Origin of the sequence: Paraburkholderia acidipaludis NBRC 101816, assembly GCF_000684975.1 — a bacterium.
GTDB classification, from domain to species: domain Bacteria; phylum Pseudomonadota; class Gammaproteobacteria; order Burkholderiales; family Burkholderiaceae; genus Paraburkholderia; species Paraburkholderia acidipaludis.
The window spans coordinates 68,466-91,703 of record NZ_BAXZ01000026.1 but is presented as its reverse complement, the minus strand read 5'-3'; the positions used below and the strand labels follow the sequence as shown (position 1 = coordinate 91,703).

Sequence of the window (23,238 nt, the reverse complement as noted above, 5' to 3'; positions counted from 1 at the left end):
CATGAAGCACCGACGCGTCGGCGGCGGCGCGCCGCTCGGCCCGGCGCTCGCGCTTGCTGCGCTTCGCAGGGGCGGTCTGCGCATCCTGAGCGGACGCGGCTGCTACAGGTTCGGCTTGAGGATCGGGGACGGCTTGAGACACCAGCGGATTCCTGACAAACAGTAATTAAAAACGGGTGATCGAAAAACGGGCAAAGGCGAGATTGTAGACGAAGTCGGCGCCGCCGCCCCACGCGGCAGAAGCCGCTCCGATTGTCGTTGACGGCGTCATTGCGACGATCGCGCCCACGATCGAGTCGTTCGCACCGCCAGAAGTGGTTCACGGGCAACGAATCATGCTAATGTTCGGCGGCCTTGCTGCACCCATCATGCCGATGGGGTTGTTGCTGGCCGTCCACATGTTGCCCGACCGACAACATGCGCGCCCGTACGGACCGGATGCGCAGCCTTTGCGGGCTGCCGTTTCGGCCTGATCCGATGGATCATACGTGCCTGGCGTATGGATCACTCACCTTAAACACCAGGAATCGACTTGAGCAAACTAATCTACCGCACCTTCGGCCCCATCGCTGCGGCAGCACTCCTGAGCCTCGCCGCATGCGCTTCGTCCGTCAAGCCCGAACAGATCATGACCAAGGTCACGCCCGGCATGTCGCAGACGGAGGTTGTCCAACGCATCGGCCCGCCGGACAGCCAAACCACGAACGCCGGCAACGACTGCTTCCAGTATTCGCTGGGCGACACCGGCACGCCTTTTGCGGTGTATTTCGACGGCCAGCATCGTGTCTCGGGAACGGCGCGCAGCGTGTGCTCCGGCATGCCGCACTAAGTGCATCCCAGAGGGCGACACTCCGGCTTGAGACGAAGGCGAGGGACGAAGATCTCCCCTTCGCCTACATTAGGATCATGCCGATCCCCCTCTGCGGATAGCCATGAAACTGCTTAGCTGGAACGTACAGTGGGGCCGCGACGCGGCGGGCGTAGTCGATCTGGCGCGCACCGTCCGCGAGGCACGGCGGCTCGCGGATTTCGACGTGCTCTGTATGCAAGAGCTCACGCGCGGCTTCGCGGGCCTGCCGGGCGGCCCTGGCGACGATCAGTTCACCGAACTGGCGGCGCTTTTGCCCGGCTACACGGTGTTCGAGGCCATCGGCGCCGATCTCCCGGCCGCGGCCGGCGCCGCCGGTACGCGGCGGCGCCAGTTCGGCAACGCGATCGCCACGCGCCTGCCCGTTGCGCAGGTATTCCGCCACACGCTGCCCTGGCCCGCCGATCCCGCCGCGCCGTCGATGCAACGCGTCGCCCTCGAAGCCGTGCTGGAGGCGCCAGGCGCCGCATTGCGCGTGCTCGTCACGCATCTGGAGTTCTATTCCGTGCGCCAGCGGCTCGCGCAGGTGAACGAGCTGCGGCGACTCCAGCAGGAAGCGGCAGAGCATGCCGCCTCGCCCGCGCCGGCCGAAAACGCGACCGGCCCGTTCGCCCCCACGGGCCGCCCCGTGAGCGCAATCCTCTGCGGCGATTTCAACAGTGCGTGGGGCAGCGAGGCGTACGTGCGCATGCTCGAACCGATCGCCGGCAGTCCCGCGTTCGTCGACGCATGGACGACGCTGCACCCTGGCGCGACCCCGCCTCCGACTGCGGGTGTCTACGACACCGGGCAGTGGTCGTCGGGACCGATCGCGTGCGACTTCGTGTTTGTCACGGAGGATCTGCGCGGGCGTCTGAAGCGCTGCGAAATCGAGGGTGCGACGCAGGCGTCGGACCACCAGCCGATCGTGCTGGAGTTGGCCTGACGCCCCCCGGCAGGCGAAACTCAGGGCAACTCAGCTGCCAAACGCCGCGAGATATTCGGCCCAGTGCGGCGCCGGTTCCGCGGCCAGCGCGTTCTTCACGTGCGCGATTTCGTCTTCGTATTCACGCTCGGTAAAACCGCCGCGCATCATCTGAAAGCGGCAGTAAAGCAGATACGTGTTGACCACGTCGGTTTCGCAATAGTTGCGAATCTCCTCGATACGTCCCTCCTGGAACGCCGTCCACACCTGGCTGCCGTCCATGCCGAGCTTGCCCGGAAACCCGCAGAGCTTCGCCAGCGCGTCGAGCGGCGCGTTGGCGCGCGCCTGATACATCGCCAGCACGTCCATCAGGTCGGTGTGACGCGAGTGATAGCGGCTGATGTAGTTGTTCCACTTGAAGTCGCGGTCCTCTTCGCCGAGATCCCAGTAGCGCGACGCGCGTATGCCATGCACGAGCGCCCGGTAGTGCAGCACCGGCAGGTCGAAGCCGCCGCCATTCCACGAGACGAGCTGCGGCGTGTACTTCTCGATCGTGCGGTAGAACGACTGGACCAGCGCGGCCTCACCGTCCGCAGGCGTGCCGAGCGAGCGCACGCGAAAACCCTGGCCGTCGCGGAACACGCACGAAATCGCCGCGACGCGCTGCAGGTGGTGCGGCAGGAAATCGCTGCCGGTCTTCTCACGCCGCGCGGCAAACGCATGTTCGGCCACTTCGGCGTCGGTGAGCGAAGCGGGGAGATTTTCGAGACGGCGAATGCCGTCGACATCGGGAATCGTCTCGATGTCGAATACGAGTACAGGTGTCATTCAGTCGAACATCGAGTCGAACTGCCGGATTGGCAAAACAAAAGGCGCGAAATGCGGAATTTACAGAACGGCGTCTTTGCGCACGCCGTTGGACGCGAAAAAGCGCTTGAGCCGCACGAGCGCTTCCTGCTGGATCTGACGGACGCGCTCGCGCGTCAGGCCCATTTCGTCGGCCAGCTCTTCGAGCGTCGCGGGCTCGATATGGTTCAGCCCGAAGCGCCGTTCGATGACGTGGCGGTGCTTGTCTGACAGGCGACCCAGCCAGGCGCGCGTGAGCGTCTCCAGCTCGCGATGCTGCACCTCGGCATCGGGCGACTGGCTCTGGTCGTCGGAGAGCAGATCGAGCAGACTGCTCGCGGGGTCGAGGTCGAGCGGCGCGTCGAGCGACGCCGTGTGCTCGTTGAGCGCGAGGATGTCGGTGACTTCTTCGCTCGTCTTGCCGGTGAGATAGGCGATGTCGTCGATGCTCGCGTCGCGCCGTTCGGATGCCGAATCAGCATTCAGCGAATTCTTCTCCAGATGGCGCTTCGCGCGCAGCACCTGATTGAGCTCGCGGATCACGTGCACCGGCAGCCGTACGGTACGCGCCTGGTTCATGATCGCGCGCTCGATACTCTGACGGATCCACCACGTCGCATAGGTCGAGAAACGGAAACCGCGAGCAGGATCGAATTTCTCGATGGCGTGCATGAGGCCGAGATTGCCCTCTTCGATCAGGTCGAGCAGCGGCACGCCGCGATTCAGATAGCCTTTCGCAATGCTGACCACGAGCCGCAGATTGCGCTCGATCATGACCTGGCGTGCTTCGAACTCGCCCGCCTTCGCGAGGCGCGAATAGCGCTGCTCTTCCTCGACCGTGAGCAGCGGCTTCACGCTGATGCGGTTCAGGTAGTGCTGGATGGTGTCGGCCGTCAACTCGGCCTGCAGCATCGCACGGAAGTCGTCCTCCGGCGCCGGCTCGGCGGCCTCGCGGCTGCCCTCTTCTTCCGTGGCAGCCTCGCGCTCGTCGAACTCGCGGCCGTTGTCGAGCTCGGACAGCGCTTCGTCCTCGCCAGACGCAGCGCCGTCTTCGACCGAAACCGGCGCGGCCTGACTGTCAGACTCGGTTTGCTGCGGACGACGCTTCGATTTCGGCATGGTCGGCTCGCTATTATTGCGGCGGCAAGTACTTCAGTGGGTCGACGGGTTTGCCCTGACGGCGGACTTCGAAATGCAGCATCACACGGTCGGAATCGGTGTTGCCCATTTCGGCGATCTTCTGACCTTTCGTAACGGCATCCCCTTCTTTTACCATCAAAGTGCGGTTGTGTGCATACGCCGTCAAATACGTGGCGTCATGCTTGATGATAATGAGATTGCCGTATCCGCGCAGCCCGTTTCCGGCATAAACCACGCGGCCGTCGCCGGCAGCCTTGACGGGGTCGCCTGCCGCCCCGCCAATGTCGATGCCCTTGTTCTTCGTGTCGTCGAAGCCGTTGAGCACCGGGCCGCGCACCGGCCATGCCAGCGCAATGCTGCCGGCAGGCGCAGCCATGTCGCCGGCGCTTGCCTGCGGCGGCGGCACAGCCGCGGCGCCGGCACCCGAGCCGACAATCGGCGGCACGGACGCCGACGGCACGCTCGTCACGTTGCCGCCCGGCACCGGTGCGGTAACGACGCCCGGCGTCGACGCCGCCGGATTCGCGCCCGGCGGCACGACGCGCAGCAACTGATCCACCTCGATCTGATTCGGATTGGCGAGATTGTTCCACGTCGCGATGTCGCGATAGCTCTGGCCGTTTTCGAGCGCAATCCTATAGAGTGTGTCGCCCGGTTTCACCCGGTAGTATCCCGGAGGCGGCGGCCCGAGCGGCACGGCCGGCTGCGCGGCGGCGGTGCCGAGCGGCGCGGTGCGGTCGACGACAGGCGCCTGGTCGAGCCTCGTCGCGCAGGCGGTCAGCAGGCAGAGCGCGATGACGGAAGCGCCGCGCCGGGCTGCGGTGAGATCGACATTCAAGCGGTTTCTTTGCATCGCGCGCAACATACTCATCGGTTTCAGATCACTCCGGATTTTAAGGGGACAAAGAAAACGCGATCAAGCCGCGACTCTCGCCACTGCGCCGGCCCCGTGCGCTCGACCACGATCAGCACCTGGGTTGCCTGGGCCGCATCGCCGTCAGGGGCGCCAGTCGACGCGACCGGCGCCACGAGCCGTCCGCCTATGGCGAGTTGCTCGAGCAGCGCCTGCGGCACATCAAGCCCTGCGGCCGCGATCACGATCGCGTTGAACGGCGCCACCGACGGCAATCCGAGCCTGCCGTCACCGTAATGCAGCCGGATATTCGGGATGCGCAGCGGACGAAGATTCGTCTTCGCCCGCTCGTACAGCGGCTTGATGCGCTCGATCGAATAAACGTCGCGTGCGATGTGGCTCAACACGGCGGCCTGATAGCCGCAGCCGGTGCCGATCTCGAGCACCCGGTCGAGCGCGCGGCCCGCGCCCGCGAGTTCGAGCATGCGGGCCACCACCGAAGGCTTCGAGATGGTCTGCTGATGGCCGATCGGCAGCGCCGCATCTTCGTAGGCCTGAGTCGCGAGACCGGGATCGACGAACATGTGGCGCGGCACGGCCGCAAGCGCCTGCAGCACCCGCGGATCGGCAATGCCGTTCGCACGCAGGCGTTCGACCATGCGTTCGCGAACCCGTTCCGAAGTCAATGCAAACGCGCTGTTCAACGGCACGCCGGGCGCACCGGAAGCCGGCACCGCGCCCGGACGCGGGACAGAAGTGCGCAGCGCGCTCGAACGGTTGGCCGACGTGACGGGTTGCGCGATCCGCGGCGCATCGCTGCGGCGCGCTTCGCCCGCGCGCGCGGTGGCCGACGACTTGACCGGCGACTTGATCGAGGGCTTCGCCGACGCTTCGCCGGGGCGCGCCGTGCGCGTTGCTCCGGGCTTGCCCGACCCGATAGCGCCAGGCGCAGCGCCCGCGCCGCCGGCGCGCGGCGCCTGCGCGGCCCCGCCCTTCACCGCGACGGGCTTCGCGCCGCTCGCGAGCGGCGCACGGGCTTCGCCAAGGCGCGCGTCACGCTGGCGCGGCTCGCGCACGAGATCCGCAAGTCCGAGCGGAAAACGCCGGGTGCGCTCGCCGGTCATGAAGCGCTGCCGCCTTGGCGCACCCATGCGTGCGTCTCAGGCAACATCTGCGTGTGGGTCAGATCGAGTTGCAGCGGCGTGATCGACACATGGCCGTGCGACACCGCATGAAAATCCGTGCCTTCGCTCGCATCTCGCGCGCTGCCCGCCGGGCCGATCCAGTAGATCGGCTCGCCGCGCGGGTTGGTCTGGGCGATCACGGGCTGCGAGGGGTGGCGCTTGCCAAGGCGCGTCACGCGCCACTCGCCGAGTTCGTCGTAAGGCAGGTTCGGAATATTGACGTTCAGCAATGGGTGTCCCGGCAACGGTTGGGCCAGGTAATGCGCCACGATTTCGGCGGCGACGCGCGCAGCCGTGTCGAGGTGCACCCAGTCCTTGTCGACCAGCGAGAACGCAATGGCCGGCACGCCGAACATGATGCCTTCCGTGGCGGCGGCCACGGTGCCCGAATAGAGCGTGTCTTCGCCCATGTTCTGGCCGTTGTTGATGCCGGAAACGACGAGGTCGGGCTTGTGCTCCAGCATGCCGGTGAGCGCGATGTGAACGGAGTCGGTGGGCGTGCCGTTCACGTAGTAGAAGCCCGTGGTCGCCGAGCGCAGTACCGACAGCGGACGCCACAGCGTCAGCGAGTTCGATGCGCCGCTGCAGTTCTGCTCCGGCGCCATCACGATGACCTCGCCGAGCGGCTGGAGCGCCTCGTAGAGCGCTGCGAGGCCGGGGGCGAGATAACCGTCGTCGTTGCTGAGTAGTATTCGCATCAGTCGATTGTAACCGAGGAAAGAAGGCAGGCGAACGACAGCCCGGCGCATCGCCCCCGGCGCCACGGGCCGCGCTTTCCACGCTCGCCGGCCTTGCCGCGCGCACATTCCTGTGCCCTTCGGCGTGGCTTCTCGGCACCGCGCGACACCGGTCATTAGCGCCAGACCGAATCGCACGGTCGTTCGCATTTTATCGATTTGCCGTACACTGTCCGCTGGTGCCGATTTCACGAACGACGCGACAGAACAGGAGACACGATGCGCGCCATCCGCTGCAACCAGTACGGTCCGCCCGATACGCTCACGCTCGAAGCACTGCCCGACCTCACGCCCGGACCGGGCCAGGTCATGATCGACGTGAAGGCCGCCGCCGTCAATTTTCCCGACGTGCTGATCATCGAAAACAAGTATCAAATGAAGCCGCCGCTGCCCTTCACGCCGGGCGCCGAAGTCGCAGGCGTCGTGCGGGCGGCAGGCGACGGCGTAAAACTCGCACCGGGCACGCGCGTCGTCGCCTACGTGGGCCAGGGCGGCTTCGCCGAACAGGCAATCGCCAGCGCCGACGCCTGCGTGCTGCTGCCCGAAGGCGCCGACTTCGCTTCGGCCGCCGCCTTCACCCTCGCCTACGGCACCTCGCATCACGCCGTGGTCGACCGTGCTGCGCTGCGTGCGGGCGAAACCATGCTCGTGCTGGGCGCCGCGGGCGGCGTCGGTCTCGCCGCCGTGGAGATCGGCAAGGTGCTGGGCGCGCGCGTGATTGCCGCGGCGTCGAGCGAAGAGAAGCTGGAGATCTGCCGCCGCTACGGCGCCGATGCCACGATCAACTACAGCACCGAAGACCTGCGCGAGCGCATCAAGGCGCTCACCGACGGCAAGGGCCCCGATGTGATCTACGATCCGGTCGGCGGCCAGTACGCCGAACCGGCGTTTCGCAGCATCGGCTGGCGCGGCCGCTACCTCGTGGTGGGCTTCGCCAACGGCGAGATTCCGAAGCTGCCGCTCAATCTCGCGCTGCTCAAGGGCGCGAGTCTCGTCGGCGTGTTCTGGGGTGATTTCGCGCGACGCGAGCCGCAGCGCAACGCGGCGGCATTCGCCGAAATGGTCAAGTGGATCGGCGAAGGCAAGCTCAAGCCGTACGTCTCGAAGCGCTACCCGCTCGCCGATGCCGCGCAGGCCCTCAAGGATATGGCGTCGCGCAAGGTGACCGGCAAGATCGTGATCGAGCCCTGAGCGCCTTCGCTCAGTTTCCGGCTAGTTTCCGCTCACAACGGCGCGCGCCATGCGCGCCGTTTTTCGTGCCGGGATTTTCGCGGCGTCTCAGACGATCTGTTGCGCGTGCAACCGTGCGATATCCTCGGCGCCGTAGCCCAGCGCCCGCAGGACTTCGTCCGTATGCTCGCCCAGTTCGGGGCCGAGCCAGCGGGTTTCGCCGGGTGTCGTCGAGAGTTTCGGCGTCACGGCGGGCAGCGCCACGTCCACCTTCCCCTGCCAGCGGAACTGCTGGATCATCTGGCGCGCCATGAACTGCGGATCGGTGAACATGTCGGCGACGCTATAGATGCGCCCCGCCGGCACGTCGGCCGCGTTGAGCACGTCGAGCGCTTCGTCGATCGTGCGCGTGGAGAGCCAGGCGGCAATGGCACCGTCGATCTCCGCGGTACGCGGCACGCGGCCATCGTTGTGCGCGAGGCCCGGGTCGCTTGCGAGATCTTCGCGGTCGATCGCCGTCATGAGGCGCTTGAAGATAGGGTCGCTGTTACCGCCGATCACGATGCTGCCGTCGCGGCACGGATAGGTGTTGGAGGGCACGATGCCCGGCAGCGACGCGCCGGTACGCTCGCGCACCATGCCGTAAACGCCGTATTCGGGCACGACGCTCTCCATCATGTTGAAGACGGCCTCGTAGAGCGCGACGTCGACGATCTGGCCGCTGCCGCCGTTCACGTTGCGATGATGCAGCGCCATCAGCGCGCCGATCACGCCGTGCAGCGCGGCGATGGAATCGCCGATCGAAATGCCGATGCGCGGCGGCGGTAGATCGGGATAGCCGGTGATGTGGCGCAAGCCGCCCATCGATTCGGCGATCGCGCCAAAACCGGGACGATCGCGATACGGGCCGCTCTGACCATAGCCCGAAAGCCGCACCATCACGAGGCCGGGATTGTCCTTCGAAAGCACGTCGTAGCCAAGCCCGAGCTTTTCGAGCAGACCGGGCCGAAAATTCTCGACGACGATATCGGCTTCCCTTGCGAGGCGGCGAACGATCTCCTTGCCCTCCTCGGCTTTCAGGTTCACCGTCACCGACTTCTTGTTGCGCGCCTGAACGGCCCACCAGAGCGAGGTGCCGCCCGCCTCGGGATACAGCTTGCGCCATTTGCGCAGCGGATCGCCGCCCTTGGGATCTTCGATCTTGATGACCTCGGCGCCGAATTCGCCGAGAAAACGCGCCGCGAACGGACCGGCGATCAGCGTGCCGAGTTCGAGCACCTTCACGCCGGCCAGCGGGCCCGCGGGGCGCTCGCCGGATGCGGATTCGTGAGTAGTGGCTGCGCTCATGAGTCTCCTTTCGTCTCTTCGATGCGCGCCGCGCGGTGCGCCCCGGCAAGGCGCGCGCGGCCCATGCGCATGCTACATCGAGCGCCGGTCGAGCATCGCGCGGGCAATCGTGCCCGCATCGACGTATTCGAGCTCGCCGCCCACCGGCACGCCCCGCGCGAGGCGCGTGACCGCGAGACCGCGCGCCTTCAGCGCCTGGCCGAGGTAGTGCGCCGTGGCCTCGCCTTCGTTCGTGAAATTGGTCGCGAGCACGACTTCCTTCACGATGCCGTCCGAGGCGCGCTTCACGAGCCGGTCGAAATGAATTTCCTTGGGGCCGATGCCGTCGAGCGGGCTCAGATGCCCCATCAGCACGAAATACAGGCCGCGCCAGGTCATGGTCTGCTCGAGCATGATCTGGTCGGCGGGCGTTTCGACCACGCACAGCAGCGTGGGGTCACGCTCCTCGTCGAGACATGTTTCGCAGACCTGAGCTTCGGTGAACGTGTTGCACTTTTCGCAGTGCTTCAGGTTTTCGGTGGCGAAAAGAAGCGCGCCGCCGAGCTTCTCCGCACCTTCGCGATCGTGCTGCATCAGGTGGTAAGCCATACGCTGCGCCGACTTCGGCCCGACGCCGGGCAACGCGCGCAGCGCCTCGACAAGCGCGGCCAGGGCGGAAGGTTGTTTCATGCGGATTCAGCGTGGCAAATCGGTAGGTCTTGCGCGAGACATCTTGCACGAGGTCTCGCGCAATCTCGTGCTGCAGGCTTTGCGTGCGAAGCACGCCCGGCGGGCCCGCGCGCGGCGGCCCGCCGGCACGGCATCAGAACGGCAGCTTGAATCCCGGCGGCAGCGGCAGACCCGAGGTCATGCCGCCCATCTTCTCCTGCGACGTGGCTTCGGCCTTGCGCACGGCGTCGTTGAACGCCGCGGCGACGAGGTCTTCCAGCATGTCCTTGTCGTCGGCGAGCAGGCTCGGGTCGATCGAGACGCGACGCACGTCGTTGCGGCACGTCATCGTCACCTTGACGAGACCGGCGCCCGCCTGTCCTTCGACTTCGATCTGGGCAAGCTGCTCCTGCATCTTCTTCATGTTTTCCTGCATCTGCTGAGCTTGCTTCATCAGCCCGGCGAGTTGGCCCTTCATCATGATCGTGACTCCTTCTGAATCGTCTGTATTCGTGGAAAGCGCGCGGCGCCGCGCAGACCCTGGCGCCGCACGCCGCAAATCAATGGGCGGCCTGGCTGCCGCCCGCGGCGGCTTCGGGCGCGAGTGGCCGGATCGAGCCCGGCACGATGCTCGCGCCGAACTCGCGTATCAGTTGCTGGACGAACGGATCGGCGCCGATCTCGCGTTCGGCGTCGCGCTGGCGTTCGGCGCGCGCGGCAGCGTCGAGCGCGGCTGCCGTGCGGCGTGCCGGGCCCACTTCCACCGCCACGTCCACCGTCTTGCCAAGACATTCGGCCAGCGCCGCCTTCAGCTTCGCGACCTGCGAAGCCTCCGCGTACTGCGGCACCGGCACGCTCAGCTTGAGCTGCATGCCGTCGAGCGCCGTCAGCTCGCTGTTGAACGCGAGCTGATACGAAATGCCCTTGAGAGGCAGTGTCGCGGCAAGCGCGGGCCAGTCGCCCGCAAAACCGATCGCATCGAGCGCGATGCCCGGGGGCAGCTTGCTCACGTCCACGACGACGGCCGCAGGCGCGGCCCTACGCGAGGCGGCCGGTTCGCCGTCGAAAGCCGGCACGAAACCGTCGTCGGGCTGCGCGAAGTACGCGTCGTCGGCGCCGAGCGGCACGTAGTCGTCCGGCGGGGTATCGCCCCACGGCGCGTCCCACGGCGGCGCGGCCGAGGCGTCCTGCGCCGGCTGGCTGCGCTCCGGACGGCGCGCTTCGGCTTCCTGCGCCGCCGCGGCGCGGCGCGCGGGATCGGGCGTCGGCACCTTCACTTCGGCGCGCGGCGCGGCAGGCTTCGGTGCGGCGGCGGGTGCTCCAGCAGGCGCGCCAGCGGCACGGGCGCCGCGGTCGGTCGCGACGCGCATGCCCTTGCTGCGCAGCACGTCGAGCGCTGCGCTCGCTCCGCTGCGCGCACCGGACGCCGCGAACGGATCAGCAGCCTCGTCGGCCGCCGCTGCGCGCGGCGTTTCGGGCTGCGCCACGGCCTGTGCGCGGGGTTCGGCGGGGGCGGCAGGCGCCGCTGCGGGCTCGTCGGCCGACTCCCACGGCGGCACGACGCCGGGTGCGGCGGCGGCAATGCCTGCTGCCCTCTCCGGCGCCGGATCCGCGGCCTTGACCGGCTCCGCCGCGCGAACCTCGGGGCTCGGCAGTGCAACGGCTGGTGCCGCCGCCGCGACGGGCTTCGGTGCAGCAACCGCTCGCGGCGCGTCCGCCGCGCTGCTCGCAGCCGCCGATGCGACCGCCGGCGCACCGGCCTGGGCACCGGCGCGCGCCGCCGGCTTCGAGGCCGGCGCACTGCCTACGCTGCCGGCGCCGGCCGCCGCCGGCTCGAACGCCAGCATGCGCAGCAGCGTCATCGTGAAGCCCGCGTATTCGTCCGGCGCGAGTCCTAGCTCGCTACGGCCAAGCGTCGCGATCTGATAGAACAATTGCACCTGCTCCGCGGCGAGTTCGGCGGCGAACCGGCGCAGATCGGCGGCTTCCGGCCATTCGTCGAGCACCGAGCCCGGCGCGAACTGCGCCCACGCGATCCGGTGGAAAAGCCCGGCCAGATCCTGGAGCGCGGTCGAGAACGACAGGCTGCGCAACGCCATCTCGTCGGCGATCGAGAGCACAGCCGAACCCTCGCCCGCGACGAGCGCGTCGATCAGGCGGATCAGATAGCTTTGATCCAGCGCGCCGAGCATGCCGCGCACGGCCTCCTCGGTCACCTGGTTGGCCGAATACGCGATGGCCTGGTCGGTGAGCGAGAGCGCGTCGCGCATCGAGCCGTCGGCCGCGCGCGCGAGCAGACGCAGCGCCTGCGGCTCGAACTCGACCTTCTCCTCGCCGAGAATGTGCGTGAGATGCTCGACGATATTCGCCGCCGGCATCTGCTTCAAGTTGAACTGGAGGCAGCGCGAAAGCACCGTCACCGGAATCTTCTGCGGGTCGGTGGTCGCGAGAATGAACTTGACGTGCGGGGGCGGCTCCTCCAGCGTCTTCAGCATGGCGTTGAAGGCGTGGTTCGTGAGCATGTGCACTTCGTCGATCATGTAGACCTTGAAGCGCGCATCGACCGGCGCGTAGACGGCGCGCTCGAGCAGCGCCGCCATTTCGTCGACGCCGCGATTGCTCGCCGCGTCCATTTCGACATAGTCGACGAAGCGGCCCTCATCGATCTCGCGGCACGCCCGGCAGACGCCGCACGGCTTCGACGTCACGCCGGTCTCGCAGTTGAGCGCCTTGGCGAAGATACGCGAGAGCGTCGTCTTGCCCACGCCGCGCGTGCCCGTGAAGAGATACGCGTGATGCAGGCGACCGCCGTCGAGTGCATGCGTGAGCGCGCGCACCACGTGCTCTTGTCCGACGAGCGAAGCAAAGTCCTTCGGTCGCCACTTGCGTGCGAGAACTTGATAGGTCATCCGGAAATTGTATCAGTAACGCCCGGGCGCACCGATGAATCGCGGGACCTCGAAACGCACGGCCCGGGAAGCCCCGGCGCGGTGCAAGGCGGAGCGCGAAACGCCCTTTCGCCGGTGAGGTCGCGACAGGAAACGGCTACCTGGTTCGCGCTCGTTTCGACGACACGCAGCGGCCCGGCTCGACGGCCAGAGAGGAAAAATCCAGAGGAAGTATTACGGAATGTTGCGGAGAATACCGCGGGGTAAAACCGGAAGAGATGGAAGGTGACGAGCCCGACCCTCGGCACTGGCGGAAAACGGCTGTGGCTGCTTCGTTCCCGACCTGACCAGGTTGACCGCCCCTCCATGCGAGGAGGCCCGTCACGTCGCATTCTAACATTGGTTGCGCTGCAATGCGACACCGGCGCCGGGAAAGTTAGCCGGGAGTCCTGCCCCGCGGTCGCCCGAGCCGGCTCTTGCAATGACGCGCGGCGCCTCAATATCGTCGACATGAGGCGCTGAAGCGAGCGCAAAAGCAAACGCGAGACGGACGCGCAAGCACCCGCCCAGTGCGGTCCACATGACTGAAACCCTGCTCGCGGTATGAGTACTATCACCGTCGGCAGCGCATAGGGATTTAGGCTACACTGGCGTCGCCATCGGGCTTGCGCCTGCGCGGGCCGCCCGGCATGGGGCTTGCGCAAATCACGAGGCGCCTTGGCAGCCCCGACCGGGTTTTCAGTTTTGGTGTATCGTGGCGAGCAATTCAATCAGCCTCGATTCGAAAGAGGTATTTATACAATGAGCGAACAAATCAAGCACATCAGCGACGCATCGTTCGAACAGGACGTCGTGAAATCCGACAAGCCGGTTCTGCTGGACTTCTGGGCCGAATGGTGCGGTCCGTGCAAGATGATCGCGCCGATTCTCGATGAAGTCGCGAAAGACTACGGCGACCGTCTGCAGATTGCGAAGATCAATGTGGACGAGCATCAGTCGACGCCGGTCAAGTTCGGCGTGCGCGGCATCCCTACGCTGATCCTTTTCAAGAACGGCGCGGTTGCCGCACAAAAGGTCGGCGCGCTCTCCAAGTCGCAGCTCACCGCGTTCCTGGACAGCCACCTGTAATTTGCGCTCGCCGTCGCACTGCCCTTCGCGGAGGGCAAACTGCGGACATTCCGCAGTGGCGCGGCCAGCAGAAGTGCGTGTTGTCCTCGGACAACACGCACGCTAAAAACATGCCGATCGACCGCACTGGCGGTTTTTGGCGTGTGCTATGCTAGAATCCATAAAGCGTCTATCCGACGCCCTATAAAGTCCTAGAGCGGTTCCGCTCGCTTCTTCCCCCAGACTTCTTTTCGTCGCACTCCTCCCCGACGGGTTCTCCGTATGCATCTTTCCGAGCTTAAGTCTCTGCATGTCTCCGAATTGATCGAGATGGCCAACGGCCTCGAGATCGAAAGTGCGAACCGCCTGCGCAAGCAGGAATTGATGTTCGCGATTCTTAAAAAGCGCGCCAAGACGGGCGAAACGATCTTCGGTGACGGCACGCTCGAAGTGCTGCCGGACGGCTTCGGCTTTCTGCGCTCGCCGGAAACCTCGTATCTCGCGAGCACGGACGATATCTATATCAGCCCGTCGCAGATCCGCCGTTTCAACCTGCACACCGGCGACACGATCGAAGGCGAAGTGCGCACGCCGAAGGACGGCGAGCGCTATTTCGCGCTGGTGAAGGTGGACAAGGTCAACGGCCAGCCGCCCGAGGCCTCGAAGCACAAGATCATGTTCGAGAATCTCACGCCGCTGCACCCGAACAAGGTGCTGCTGCTCGAGCGTGAAATGCGCGGCGAAGAGAACGTCACGGGCCGCATCATCGACATGATCGCGCCCATCGGCAAGGGCCAGCGCGGCCTGCTGGTCGCCTCGCCGAAGTCGGGCAAGACCGTGATGCTCCAGCACATCGCGCACGCCATCAAGCAGAATCACCCCGACGTGATCCTGTTCGTGCTGCTGATCGACGAGCGTCCGGAAGAAGTGACGGAAATGCAGCGCTCGGTGGCGGGCGAAGTGATTGCCTCGACCTTCGACGAACCGGCCGCCCGTCACGTGCAGGTCGCCGAAATGGTGATCGAGAAGGCCAAGCGCCTCGTGGAAATGAAGCACGACGTCGTGATCCTGCTCGACTCGATCACGCGTCTCGCGCGCGCCTACAACACGGTTGTGCCCGCATCGGGCAAGGTGCTGACGGGCGGTGTGGACGCCAACGCGCTGCAGCGTCCGAAGCGCTTCTTCGGCGCGGCGCGCAACATCGAAGAAGGCGGTTCGCTCACCATCATCGGCACGGCGCTGATCGAAACCGGCAGCCGCATGGACGACGTGATCTACGAAGAGTTCAAGGGCACCGGCAACATGGAAGTGCACCTCGAGCGCCGTCTCGCGGAAAAGCGCGTCTATCCGTCGATCAACCTGAACAAGTCGGGCACGCGCCGCGAAGAGCTGCTGATCAAGCCGGACATCCTCCAGAAGATCTGGGTGCTGCGCAAGTTCATCCACGACATGGACGAAGTCGAGGCCATGGAATTCCTGCTCGACAAGATCCGCCAGACGAAGAACAACTCCGAGTTCTTCGACATGATGCGCCGCGGCGGCTAACGCCCACCGTTTCCGCATCCACACGAACGCCCGCGCAAGCGGGCGTTGTCGTTTCTGCGGACGCCCCGCCCCGTCTTGCCGGATCGGCCAGGCAAGGCCACAACCTGTACGTGAACGTACAGGTTGTACTATAATGCGCGGCAGATTCAACAGCCGCCGCTCGGCCGGCCGCCGATGCCAAAAGATTTCCCCGCGGATTCTCCCCCGGATACCCCCGCGCCACTCACCGTGCGCGACGCGGCAGAGCGTCTCAATGTCACTCCGCGCACGCTCAAGTATTACGAGGAGCGCGGGCTCGTCACGCCCACGCGCAGCGAGGGCAGATATCGCCTCTACGATGAGCAGGATCTCGAGCAGTTCGCGCGGATCCTGCGTTTGCGCTCGCTGGGGTTTTCGCTGCACGGCATCGCCGAAATGCTCAAGCGCCCGCTCGAATCCGCGGGCGACGGGCGCAGACGCTATTCGCAGGAGTCCTTGCAGCACATCGCCGACGCGCTGAACCGGCAAATCGAAACGCTCGACGCGCGCATCGCCGCAGTGCGCCGCGAATTGAAGGAAGCGCAGACCGTGCGCGCCGAGCTTGCCGACGACCTCGACTATCTGAACAAGCGCCTCGCGGGCGTTCCCTCCGAAACGCTGATCGACGAACGGCTTGCGGCCAGAAAAAAGCGCCGCACGTCTCCGGCCACGCAGGACGACCACGGGGCGAGCAAAGACGGCGACACTCGATCATGAGCACCGCGCCGACCGGTCAGCCGCTCTTCAGCGCGGAACGCCTGCGCGGCGATTTCTTCCCGTGGGTCCTCGCGCTCGCCACCGGGCTCGATTACTTCGACAACGCCATCTTCTCGTTCTTCACGAGCCATATAGCAGGCGGCATCAACGCTTCGCCGGACGAGCTCGTCTGGTCGTCGAGCGCCTATGCCGTGGCCGCCGTGCTCGGCATCCTGCAGCAACAGTGGTGGGTCGAGCGGCTGGGCTACCGGCGCTACGTGGGCGGCTGCCTGCTGCTCTATGCCGCCGGCTCGGTGACGGCCGCCCTGTGCGAATCGTCGATCGAGCTCGCTTTCGCACGCGGCTTCCAGGGCTATTTCATCGGTCCGATGATGGGCACTTGCCGCATCCTCATCCAGAGCTGCTTCACGCCGCAGCAGCGCCCTGTGGCAACGCGCGCGTTCCTGATCCTGATCGTGCTCTCGAGCGCGCTCGCGCCGCTGGTGGGCGGCCTGCTGGTCTCGCATTTCGATTGGCGTGCGCTATTCGCCTGCACGGCGCCGGCCGGCGTGCTGTTCGCCGTGCTGGCGCTCGTCGCCCTGCCCGACTCGGGCCATGTGCTGCCCGAGGAACGCGGCGAATCGCATTTCTGGCCCTACATCATCTTCGCCTTCGCCCAAGGCGCGCTGCAGATCGCCATGCAGCAGGTGCGCTACGAGCTCTTCAGCACCTCGCCCGGGCTGATCGTGCTCACCGTCGCCGGGATCGGCGGGCTCGCCTGGTTCGTCTGGCAACAGTGGCATCATCCGAAGCCGCTCATGCGCCTGCACGCGCTGCGCGAAAAAACCTTCCAGGTCGGCATCCTGCTCTACATGGTCTATTACTACCAGAGCACGGCGCTCAGCTATCTCGTCTCGCGCTTCCTCGAAGGCGGACTCAACTATCCGGTCGAAAACGCCGGCCGCCTCACGGGCATCACGTCGCTGATCTCGGCCTCGGCATTGTTTCTCTATTTCCGCTACGCGAAGTTCGTCACGCGCAAGAAGTGGATCATCGTGCCCGGCTTCGTGCTCTCCGCGTTCGTCTCGTTCTGGATGACGCAGATGCCGCCCAACGTCAGCGAATCGTGGCTCATCGTGCCCCTGCTGCTGCGCGGCCTGCTGCTGCTCTTCATCGTGCTGCCGGTCGCCAACGTGACCTTCAGCATCTTCGCGATCGAGGAGTTCACGCACGGCTACCGGCTCAAGAACATCGTGCGCCAGTTGACGATCTCGTTCGCCACAGCCAGTGTCATCATCATCCAGCAGCATCGGCGGGCGCTGCACGAATCGCGTCTCGCCGAGTTCGTGAATCCGTTCAATCCCGTCTTTCAGAACCTGTTCGCGACGCTCACACGCGGCTTCGAGGCGCTCGGCAGCACGCCCGGCGAAGCGCACGGACTCGCCATCGGGCAGATGAGCCGGCTGGTGGCCCAGCAAGCCAGCTTCCTGAGTTCGCTCGACGGCTTCTATTTCCTCATCGGCGTGGCGCTCTGCGGTGGTATCTTTGCGGCCTGGCAGAAGCAGATCAACTGACGACGAAACTCCTTTCACGAAACGATCCGGCGATGCTATCGAAACTGTCCCAGTGGTTCGGCGCGCGCCGCCGCGAGAAGGCACTGCGCACCCACGCGATCGACGACGCGCTCTGGCAGGCGACGCTCGACGGCCTGCCCTTCCTCACCCATCTCGACGCCGCCGATCTTGTGCGCCTGCGCGAACTCACGAGCCTCTTCATCGCGCAGAAAGAATTCTCGACGGCCCACGACCTCGAACTGACCGACCGGATGGTGGTCGCGATCGCCGTCCAGGCGTCGCTGCCGGTGCTGAACCTCTCGCTCGACCTGTACCGCGGCTGGGTGGGCGTGATCGTCTATCCGGGCGAATTCGTGATCCGCAAGACCGTGGAAGACGAGGACGGCGTGGTGCACGAAGTCGAGCACGACGCGAGCGGCGAGGCCTGGGAAGGCGGCCCCGTGATTCTCTCCTGGGAAGACGCGCAGATGACCGACGGCAGCGATGCCTATAACGTCGTGATTCACGAGTTCGCGCACAAGATCGACATGGTGAACGGCGAGACGGACGGTCATCCGCCCCTTTATCGCCGCTGGCACGCGCCGCTCGACGCGCAAACCTGGTCGGACGTGTTCGACAACGCCTACGACCAGTTCTGCGCCAGGGTCGATGCCGTCCCCGAGCGCCGTTGGGCGCGCTTCGAGCGCGAATCGCTGATCGATCCCTATGCTTCCGATCACCCGTCCGAATTCTTCGCGGTATGCAGCGAGGCGCTGTTCGTGAAGCCGCTCGAGTTCGAGGCCGAGTATCCCGAACTCTACCGGTTGCTCGCACGCTACTACCGGCAGGATCCGGCGAAAACCGGCATTCTCGCCGGCCACGGCGAGTGAGCCCGCAAAAATTCGCCAACCAGCTGATTTTCTGGCATAATCGCCGTTTTTCGACCTTGGGCAAGTGGCTCGCGCCTGACCGTAAGTAAATAAACGCGGGTAAATAAACGCGGGTAAAAGCGCCTGGCAGCATGACGCAGCCCGGCACGCGAGTTGGCTACCGCCAGATTTAAGGAAAAACCATGAAAGAAGGCATTCACCCCGATTACCGCGAAGTCCTGTTCGTCGACGTTTCGAACGACTTCAAGTTCGTGACCCGCTCGACCATCCAGACGCGCGAAACCGCCGAGTTCAACGGCAAGACCTACCCGCTCGCCAAGATCGAAGTGTCGTCGGAATCGCACCCGTTCTACACGGGCACGCAAAAGATCATGGACACGGCCGGCCGTGTCGAGAAGTTCAACAGGAAGTTCGGCGCACGCGCCTCGGGCAAGGCAGCGAAGTAATGTCTGCACCGGCCCCTGCGCCGGTTCCGAACCCGCAAGAAGGGCAGCGATCGCTGCCCTTTTTTGTTGCCCGTGCATTGCCTGTGCGTTATCCGCGCCATCGGGCCGGCCGGCACCGCCCTGTTTCCGTGGTTATCCCGTGTTTTCGGCCCGCTGTTCGCCGTGACGCGCACTCTCCGGCCCGGCTAGAATGCCGGATTCGGGGCCGCCGAGCATGTGCCGGTCCGGTTACCCGCTTACCTAGTACTGAATGAAGCCAGCCATCCGACTGACCGCCTCTGCCACCAGCGCGCTGCCGCGCTGGCTGCTGCTGACCATGTGTATCGTCTTCGCCTCGTTCGGCCTGTTCGGCCGCGATCCGTGGAAGAACGAGGACGCGGCGGGCTTCGGCGTGATGTGGACGATGGCCGGCGGCACCGCGCACGACTGGCTGCTGCCCAACCTCGTCGGCAAGTACATCACCGAAAACGGTCCGCTCGGCTACTGGCTCGGCGCGCTGTGCATCCGCGTTTTCGCCCCGTGGGTCGACGCGAGCAACGCCTCGCGCGTGGCCACCGGCGTGCTGTTCTGCCTCGCCTGCGCGTTCGTCTGGTACAGCGCCTATCTGCTCGGCCGGCGCCCCGAGGTCCAGCCCTTCAAGTACGCGTTCGGCGGCGAACCCGAGCCGCGCGACTACGGCCGCACCCTTGCCGACGGCGCACTGCTGATCCTGCTCGCCTGCTTCGGTCTGGCGGAACGCGGCCATGAGACCACACCGCAGCTCATGCAGTTCGTGGGCATCGCGATGCTGCTGTACGGCATCGTGCGCGCCATCGACAAGCCGATCCAGGGTGCGCTCTGGTGGGGCTTCGCGCTCGGCGTCGTGATGCTCTCCAGCGGACCGGTGCAGGTGGGCGCCCTGCTCGTGGGTACGCTCGCGATGCTCGCCATCGCGCCGGAGACGCGCTCGCGCTGGCTGCTCGTTGCGGGGCTGCCGCTGGCGCTCGTGATTTCGGCGTCCTGGCCGTTCCTTGCGCTCCACCTCTATCCCGACGACGCCGTGTGGTTCCTCAACCAGTGGGCCAGTTCGAGCGTCAATGCCTATGCCGGGCCGCCGGGGTCGGTGCTGCGCTACGCGGCGAAGAACCTGCCGCTCTTCACATGGCCCGCCTGGCCGCTCGCGATATGGGCCTGGTTCAGTTGGGCCGGCCTGCGCCGCGCGCCGCATATCGCCATTCCGCTTTCGGTCATCGTGCCGCTGCTGATCCTCGTGGTCGTGCAAAGCCACGAGACCAACCGCCTCTTCATGCTCGTGCTGCCGGCGCTCTCGGTGCTTGCCGCGTTCGCGCTGCCCACGCTCAAGCGCGGCGCGATCAACGCCATCGACTGGTTCGCCGTCCTGAGCTTCACCATACTCGGCACCTTCGTCTGGCTCGTGTGGCTCGCCGGCATGACCGGCTTTCCCGCGCCGCTCGCACGCAATCTCGCACGCCTCGCCCCGGGATTCACGCCGCAGTTCAAGATTCTGTCGTTTGCCTGCGCCGTGGCTGTGACGGTGTGCTGGATCGTCCTCGCGCAGTGGCGCATCGCGCGGCATCCGAAAGTGCTGTGGCGCAGCGTCGTGCTTTCGAGCGGCGGCACCACGCTCATGTGGGTGCTGCTCATGACGCTGTGGCTGCCCGTCGTCAACTACAGCCGGACCTACAAGGACGTCGCGCAGCAGATCGCGGCGCACCTGCCCGCCGATTATTCGTGCATTTCGCCGGTGCGCCTTGGCGACGCGCAGATCGCGACCTTCGCCTACTTCGGCAAGATGCACTTCTCGTTCGACGAAGACTGCGACGTCATCCTGCGCCAGGATACCCAGGACTACGGCGAGCCGAGCTCGATGTCCAACTTTGCCTGGAAGCTGGTGTGGGAAGGCCGCCGCGCCGCCGACCGCGACGAGCGCTTCCGCCTGTACGTGCGCATCGACCGTCCGCAGCCGCCCGTGAAGCGCCACATCTGGCGCCAGCGTCCGAACTGAGGCCGCGGTGAGCGGCACCGTGCTCGGCGACGTTCGCCGCATCGCCAGCCTTGCATGGCCGGTGCTGGTCGGCCAGCTCGCCATCATCGCGTTCGGCGTGATCGACACGGCGATGGTCGGACGCTACTCCGCGCTCGACCTCGCCGCGCTCGGCCTCGGCTCCTCGATCTACGTCTCCGTCTACATCAGCCTCACCGGCGTGCTGAGCGCGCTGCAGCCGCTCGCGGCCCAGCTCTACGGCGCCCGGCGCGACGCCGAGATCGGCGAGGAAGTGCGCCAGGCGCTCTGGCTCGCGCTCGTGCTGATGGTGATCGGCGGGGCGATCCTCTATTTCCCGGGCCCGCTGCTCGACCTCGCCCGCGCGCCCGAAGCGCTGCGCGAGCGTACCGTCGACTACCTGCGGCTGCTTGCGTTCGGCCTGCCCGCGGGACTCGCCTTTCGCATTTACAGCTCGCTCGCGAATGCCGTGGGCCGGCCGCGCCTCGTGATGTTTCTCCAGCTGGCCGCGCTCGTGCTGAAGGTGCTGCTCAATCGCTGGTTCATCTTCGGCGGACTCGGCGTGCCGGAGCTCGGCGGCCCCGGCTGCGCGCTCGCCAGCACCGCGATCAACTGGGCGCTCGCCGTTTTCGCGGTGCTCGCCCTCACCCGCATCGACGTGTTCGCGCCGTTCGGCATCTTCCGGCACTTCTGCCGGCCGCACTGGAAACGCCAGGCAGAACTGCTCAAGCTCGGCATCCCGATGGGCCTCTCGTATCTGATCGAGGTGACCTCGTACACGTTCATGGCGATCTTCATCGCCAGGCTCGGCACGACGACGCTTGCCGGCCACCAGATCGCGGGCAACATCGGCGCCGTGCTGTACATGACGCCGCTCTCCATCGGCGTGGCGACCTCGACGCTCGTGGCTCAGGCGCTAGGCGGCAACCGTCCCGCCGAGGCGCGCACGCTCGCGCGGCACGGCATCGCGACGGCGGTAAGTCTTGCCTGCTGCTTCGCGCTCGCCGTGTTCGTGCTGCGGCCGCTGATCATTGGCGGCTACACGCCCGACCCGGCTGTGCTGACGCGGGCAATGCCGCTCGTCGCCATCGTCGCGCTGTATCACGTTTTCGACGCACTGCAGGTCACTACGGCGTTTGCCTTGCGCGCCTATAAAGTCGCCGTCGTGCCGACCGTGATCTATGCCATCGCGCTCTGGGGCGTGGGACTTGGCGGCGGCTACGCGCTCGGCTTCGACGTGACGGGCACGCTGCCCATATGGGCCACGGGCGCACGCGGCTTCTGGCTCGCCAACATGGCAAGCCTCGCGATTGCGGGCGCCGGCCTCACGCTTTATCTTTCGCGCATCAGCACGCGATATCTGCGCGAGCCGGCGTAATCCGCGTTGTTAGCTTGGCACCTGCGTTGCCACCTGCATTGCCACCTGCGCTGCTTCGGCGGTCTGCGCCGCGTGATACGACGAACGCACGAGCGGCCCGGCCACCACCTCCCTGAAGCCCATCGCGAGTCCCGCCTCGCGTAGCGCGGTGAATGCTTCCGGGCTCACGTAGCGTCGCACCGGCAAATGGAACCGCGACGGCGCGAGATACTGCCCGATCGTCAGGACTTCTACGCCATGTGCGCGCAGATCGCGCATGGTCGCAAGCAATTCGGCATCGGTCTCGCCGAGGCCCACCATCAACCCCGACTTCGTGACGAGCGAAGCGCAAGCCGCCTTCGCCCGCGCCAGCAAATCGAGCGAGCCGCGATAGTCCGCACCCGGACGCGCCGCGCGATAGAGCAACGGCACGGTCTCGACGTTATGATTGAAGACGTCGGGCCATGCGGCCGAAAGCGCGTCGAGCGCACGTGTGATGCGACCGCGAAAGTCCGGGGTCAGCAGTTCGACGCCGATGCCCGGCACCCGCTCGCGCACGGCCGCCACGCAGCGCGCGAAATGCTCGGCGCCGCCGTCGCGCAGATCGTCGCGGTCGACCGAGGTGATCACGACGTGCCGCAGGCCGAGCGCCGCGACCGCCGCTGCGAGACGGGCCGGCTCCTCGGCGTCGAGCGGGTCCGGACGGCCGTGCGCGACGTCGCAGAACGGACAGCGGCGCGTGCAGAGTCCTCCCATGATCATGAAAGTCGCCGTGCGCTGCGCGAAGCACTCGCCGATGTTCGGGCACATCGCCTCTTCGCACACCGAATGAAGCCGATGCTCGCGCAGCACCGCCGCCACGTCCGCGACCGTCGCGCTCATCAGCGGCCGCGCGCGCAGCCAGGGCGGCTTGGGCAACACCGCTTCGGCTTGAACGATCTTCACGGGAATGCGCGCGAGTTTCTCGCGGCTGCGCAGGCCATGCTGACCGAGCGCGGTCGTGCCCTCGCGCGCCGTTTCGAACGTGGCGGCGCTCATG

The 23,238-nt window shown here is 66.2% G+C and carries 22 protein-coding genes and 1 other RNA gene; 11 read left to right on the top strand and 12 right to left on the bottom strand.

Translation table 11 applies throughout. The annotated features are described in order from the left end of the window. Nucleotides 1–166 precede the first annotated feature (166 nt). On the bottom strand, nt 167–289 hold the full coding sequence (locus BAC01S_RS35835) for a hypothetical protein (RefSeq protein WP_281175948.1): 123 nt from the start codon (nt 287–289) through the stop codon (nt 167–169). Between the two features lie 243 nt (nt 290–532). Between BAC01S_RS35835 and BAC01S_RS25300 the strand changes: the two genes are divergently transcribed. Together BAC01S_RS25300 and BAC01S_RS25295 are read left to right on the top strand one after the other, a co-directional pair. Then, nucleotides 533–829 carry an outer membrane protein assembly factor BamE gene (locus BAC01S_RS25300; protein WP_027797276.1) on the top strand — a complete coding sequence of 99 codons (297 nt, stop codon included), beginning with the start codon at nt 533–535 and terminating at the stop codon, nt 827–829. Nucleotides 830–932: 103 nt separating this feature from the next. Continuing rightward, on the top strand, nt 933–1,793 hold the full coding sequence (locus BAC01S_RS25295; protein ID WP_027797275.1) for an endonuclease/exonuclease/phosphatase family protein: 861 nt from the start codon (nt 933–935) through the stop codon (nt 1,791–1,793). A 30-nt stretch (nt 1,794–1,823) separates the two neighbouring features. Here BAC01S_RS25295 and BAC01S_RS25290 read toward each other — a convergent pair whose 3' ends face one another. From BAC01S_RS25290 to surE, 5 genes are read right to left on the bottom strand one after another with little or no spacing between them, the layout of a single operon-like run. Continuing rightward, nucleotides 1,824–2,600, bottom strand: coding sequence for a 3'-5' exonuclease (locus tag BAC01S_RS25290; protein WP_027797274.1), 777 nt, complete (start codon nt 2,598–2,600; stop codon nt 1,824–1,826). A gap of 60 nt (nt 2,601–2,660) precedes the next feature. Further along, nucleotides 2,661–3,737, bottom strand: coding sequence for an RNA polymerase sigma factor RpoS (rpoS, locus tag BAC01S_RS25285; RefSeq protein WP_027797273.1), 1,077 nt, complete (start codon nt 3,735–3,737; stop codon nt 2,661–2,663). Between the two features lie 13 nt (nt 3,738–3,750). Next, nucleotides 3,751–4,629: a peptidoglycan DD-metalloendopeptidase family protein gene (locus BAC01S_RS25280; protein WP_027797272.1), complete on the bottom strand. Its 879-nt coding sequence runs from the start codon at nt 4,627–4,629 to the stop codon at nt 3,751–3,753. Nucleotides 4,630–4,634: 5 nt separating this feature from the next. After that, on the bottom strand, nt 4,635–5,735 hold the full coding sequence (locus tag BAC01S_RS25275) for a protein-L-isoaspartate(D-aspartate) O-methyltransferase (protein WP_027797271.1): 1,101 nt from the start codon (nt 5,733–5,735) through the stop codon (nt 4,635–4,637). Continuing rightward, nucleotides 5,732–6,493: a 5'/3'-nucleotidase SurE gene (surE, locus tag BAC01S_RS25270; RefSeq protein ID WP_027797270.1), complete on the bottom strand. Its 762-nt coding sequence runs from the start codon at nt 6,491–6,493 to the stop codon at nt 5,732–5,734. The genes BAC01S_RS25275 and surE overlap by 4 nt, the downstream gene beginning before the upstream one ends. 258 nt (nt 6,494–6,751) lie before the next feature. Between surE and BAC01S_RS25265 the strand changes: the two genes are divergently transcribed. Continuing rightward, nucleotides 6,752–7,723 (top strand): NADPH:quinone oxidoreductase family protein, encoded by a 972-nt coding sequence (locus BAC01S_RS25265; protein WP_027797269.1) that lies wholly within the window; start codon nt 6,752–6,754, stop codon nt 7,721–7,723. Nucleotides 7,724–7,810: 87 nt separating this feature from the next. Here the strand turns inward: BAC01S_RS25265 and BAC01S_RS25260 are convergent, their stop codons facing one another. From BAC01S_RS25260 to ffs, 5 genes are all read right to left on the bottom strand, one after another. Beyond that, complete coding sequence (locus BAC01S_RS25260; RefSeq protein WP_027797268.1) at nt 7,811–9,049, bottom strand: CaiB/BaiF CoA transferase family protein; 1,239 nt, start codon at nt 9,047–9,049, stop codon at nt 7,811–7,813. A 72-nt stretch (nt 9,050–9,121) separates the two neighbouring features. Next, nucleotides 9,122–9,718, bottom strand: coding sequence for a recombination mediator RecR (gene recR / locus BAC01S_RS25255; protein ID WP_027797267.1), 597 nt, complete (start codon nt 9,716–9,718; stop codon nt 9,122–9,124). A gap of 133 nt (nt 9,719–9,851) precedes the next feature. Then, nucleotides 9,852–10,178 (bottom strand): YbaB/EbfC family nucleoid-associated protein, encoded by a 327-nt coding sequence (locus BAC01S_RS25250; RefSeq protein ID WP_027797266.1) that lies wholly within the window; start codon nt 10,176–10,178, stop codon nt 9,852–9,854. A 79-nt stretch (nt 10,179–10,257) separates the two neighbouring features. After that, the gene (gene dnaX / locus BAC01S_RS25245) at nt 10,258–12,606 is read right to left on the bottom strand and encodes a DNA polymerase III subunit gamma/tau (protein ID WP_027797265.1); all 2,349 of its coding nucleotides are present in this window, start codon (nt 12,604–12,606) and stop codon (nt 10,258–10,260) included. Between the two features lie 263 nt (nt 12,607–12,869). Then, nucleotides 12,870–12,968, bottom strand: an RNA gene (ffs, locus tag BAC01S_RS33485) — signal recognition particle sRNA small type. A gap of 418 nt (nt 12,969–13,386) precedes the next feature. On the opposite strand from ffs, the gene trxA reads away from it, so the two are divergent. The 8 genes from trxA (at nt 13,387) to BAC01S_RS25205 (ending at nt 22,220) form a co-directional block, all read left to right on the top strand. After that, on the top strand, nt 13,387–13,713 hold the full coding sequence (gene trxA / locus BAC01S_RS25240) for a thioredoxin TrxA (RefSeq protein ID WP_027797264.1): 327 nt from the start codon (nt 13,387–13,389) through the stop codon (nt 13,711–13,713). A 261-nt stretch (nt 13,714–13,974) separates the two neighbouring features. Next, nucleotides 13,975–15,237: a transcription termination factor Rho gene (rho, locus tag BAC01S_RS25235; RefSeq protein ID WP_027797263.1), complete on the top strand. Its 1,263-nt coding sequence runs from the start codon at nt 13,975–13,977 to the stop codon at nt 15,235–15,237. Nucleotides 15,238–15,411: 174 nt separating this feature from the next. After that, complete coding sequence (locus tag BAC01S_RS25230; RefSeq protein ID WP_027797262.1) at nt 15,412–15,972, top strand: MerR family transcriptional regulator; 561 nt, start codon at nt 15,412–15,414, stop codon at nt 15,970–15,972. After that, entirely contained in the window at nt 15,969–17,525 is a 1,557-nt protein-coding gene (locus tag BAC01S_RS25225; RefSeq protein ID WP_027797261.1) for an MFS transporter, read from the top strand. Before BAC01S_RS25230 ends, BAC01S_RS25225 begins: the two co-directional genes overlap by 4 nt. A 32-nt stretch (nt 17,526–17,557) precedes the next feature. After that, nucleotides 17,558–18,394 carry a M90 family metallopeptidase gene (locus tag BAC01S_RS25220; protein WP_027797260.1) on the top strand — a complete coding sequence of 279 codons (837 nt, stop codon included), beginning with the start codon at nt 17,558–17,560 and terminating at the stop codon, nt 18,392–18,394. Between the two features lie 182 nt (nt 18,395–18,576). Beyond that, nucleotides 18,577–18,840, top strand: a complete 264-nt coding sequence (locus BAC01S_RS25215) for a type B 50S ribosomal protein L31 (RefSeq protein ID WP_027797259.1) — start codon at nt 18,577–18,579, stop codon at nt 18,838–18,840. Nucleotides 18,841–19,090: 250 nt separating this feature from the next. After that, complete coding sequence (locus BAC01S_RS25210; RefSeq protein ID WP_027797258.1) at nt 19,091–20,845, top strand: ArnT family glycosyltransferase; 1,755 nt, start codon at nt 19,091–19,093, stop codon at nt 20,843–20,845. Between the two features lie 19 nt (nt 20,846–20,864). After that, complete coding sequence (locus tag BAC01S_RS25205; protein WP_027797257.1) at nt 20,865–22,220, top strand: MATE family efflux transporter; 1,356 nt, start codon at nt 20,865–20,867, stop codon at nt 22,218–22,220. 9 nt (nt 22,221–22,229) lie between these two features. On the opposite strand, the gene lipA is transcribed toward BAC01S_RS25205, so the two are convergent. Continuing rightward, complete coding sequence (gene lipA / locus BAC01S_RS32560) at nt 22,230–23,237, bottom strand: lipoyl synthase (RefSeq protein ID WP_043203636.1); 1,008 nt, start codon at nt 23,235–23,237, stop codon at nt 22,230–22,232. Nucleotide 23,238: the final 1 nt, after the last annotated feature.

Coding starts and splice junctions, on each gene's coding strand:
- BAC01S_RS25295 (WP_027797275.1), top strand. CDS start 933: ATGAAACTGCTTAGCTGGAACGTACAGTGGGGCCGCGACGCGGCGGGC.
- BAC01S_RS25290 (WP_027797274.1), bottom strand. CDS start 2,600: ATGACACCTGTACTCGTATTCGACATCGAGACGATTCCCGATGTCGAC.
- rpoS (WP_027797273.1), bottom strand. CDS start 3,737: ATGCCGAAATCGAAGCGTCGTCCGCAGCAAACCGAGTCTGACAGTCAG.
- BAC01S_RS25280 (WP_027797272.1), bottom strand. CDS start 4,629: ATGAGTATGTTGCGCGCGATGCAAAGAAACCGCTTGAATGTCGATCTC.
- BAC01S_RS25275 (WP_027797271.1), bottom strand. CDS start 5,735: ATGACCGGCGAGCGCACCCGGCGTTTTCCGCTCGGACTTGCGGATCTC.
- surE (WP_027797270.1), bottom strand. CDS start 6,493: ATGCGAATACTACTCAGCAACGACGACGGTTATCTCGCCCCCGGCCTC.
- BAC01S_RS25265 (WP_027797269.1), top strand. CDS start 6,752: ATGCGCGCCATCCGCTGCAACCAGTACGGTCCGCCCGATACGCTCACG.
- BAC01S_RS25260 (WP_027797268.1), bottom strand. CDS start 9,049: ATGAGCGCAGCCACTACTCACGAATCCGCATCCGGCGAGCGCCCCGCG.
- recR (WP_027797267.1), bottom strand. CDS start 9,718: ATGAAACAACCTTCCGCCCTGGCCGCGCTTGTCGAGGCGCTGCGCGCG.
- BAC01S_RS25250 (WP_027797266.1), bottom strand. CDS start 10,178: ATGATGAAGGGCCAACTCGCCGGGCTGATGAAGCAAGCTCAGCAGATG.
- dnaX (WP_027797265.1), bottom strand. CDS start 12,606: ATGACCTATCAAGTTCTCGCACGCAAGTGGCGACCGAAGGACTTTGCT.
- trxA (WP_027797264.1), top strand. CDS start 13,387: ATGAGCGAACAAATCAAGCACATCAGCGACGCATCGTTCGAACAGGAC.
- rho (WP_027797263.1), top strand. CDS start 13,975: ATGCATCTTTCCGAGCTTAAGTCTCTGCATGTCTCCGAATTGATCGAG.
- BAC01S_RS25230 (WP_027797262.1), top strand. CDS start 15,412: ATGCCAAAAGATTTCCCCGCGGATTCTCCCCCGGATACCCCCGCGCCA.
- BAC01S_RS25225 (WP_027797261.1), top strand. CDS start 15,969: ATGAGCACCGCGCCGACCGGTCAGCCGCTCTTCAGCGCGGAACGCCTG.
- BAC01S_RS25220 (WP_027797260.1), top strand. CDS start 17,558: ATGCTATCGAAACTGTCCCAGTGGTTCGGCGCGCGCCGCCGCGAGAAG.
- BAC01S_RS25215 (WP_027797259.1), top strand. CDS start 18,577: ATGAAAGAAGGCATTCACCCCGATTACCGCGAAGTCCTGTTCGTCGAC.
- BAC01S_RS25210 (WP_027797258.1), top strand. CDS start 19,091: ATGAAGCCAGCCATCCGACTGACCGCCTCTGCCACCAGCGCGCTGCCG.
- lipA (WP_043203636.1), bottom strand. CDS start 23,237: ATGAGCGCCGCCACGTTCGAAACGGCGCGCGAGGGCACGACCGCGCTC.